The 750-nt window shown below is 55.3% G+C and carries 2 protein-coding genes; both read right to left on the reverse strand.

Going from position 1 to position 750, the window contains the following annotated elements; genetic code table 11:
* On the reverse strand, positions 1-299 hold a 299-nt coding region (locus VU18_RS15610), incomplete at its 3' end, for an ATP-binding cassette domain-containing protein (RefSeq protein WP_047758457.1).
* The coding region (locus VU18_RS15615; protein WP_047758458.1) for an oligopeptide/dipeptide ABC transporter ATP-binding protein at positions 286-750 on the reverse strand (465 nt) is incomplete at its 5' end. The genes VU18_RS15610 and VU18_RS15615, both read right to left, overlap by 14 nt.

The raw sequence follows: 750 nt of genomic DNA on the forward strand, positions 1-750 counted from the left end.
GGATCTTGGAAAATCATCTGGATGTCTTTCCGATACGGATGAAACTCGCGGCGGCGAAGCTTTGTCAAATCCGTCCCTTCAAACAGCACTTCCCCGGCCGTGGCGCGGATCAAACCGATAATCGTGCGCCCTGTCGTCGTCTTGCCGCAGCCGGACTCGCCGACGAGCCCGTACGTTTCCCCTTTGTTCAGCGTGAAACTGACATCGTCCACCGCGCGGACATGGTCGACCACCCGGCGAAAAAAACCGCCGCGCACCGGATAGTATACTTTCAAATGGTTGACGTTAAGAAGCGCCATAGCCGATTCCACCTACCGTTTGATCATCGGGAAAATAAAAATGTTGGTAACATGTGCAACGCACCCAGTGCCCCGGCTCCACTTCCCGCAACTTCGGATCCGATTCGTGCTTATCCGCCCCAATCCAGCTGATGCGCGGCTGGAAGCGGCAGCCGCGCCGCGGCAGTTTATGCAGCGGGGGAACGATCCCTTGGATGACGTGGAGTCGTTCCTTTTTCGTCTGCGCAGACGGGATCGACTGCAACAATGAGCGAGTGTATGGATGAAGCGGACGGTGAAAAATGGTATCGACGTCCGCTAACTCAACGATTTCCCCAGCATACATGACCGCCACACGGTCCGCCATTTCCGCCACCACCCCCAAATCATGCGTGATTAAAATAATGCTCGTTTTCATTTGCCGCTGCAACTCTTTGAGCAGCCCTATGATCTGCGCCTGAATCGTCACATC

Origin of the sequence: Geobacillus sp. ZGt-1 (genome assembly GCF_001026865.1) — a bacterium.
Classification (GTDB): domain Bacteria; phylum Bacillota; class Bacilli; order Bacillales; family Anoxybacillaceae; genus Geobacillus; species Geobacillus thermoleovorans.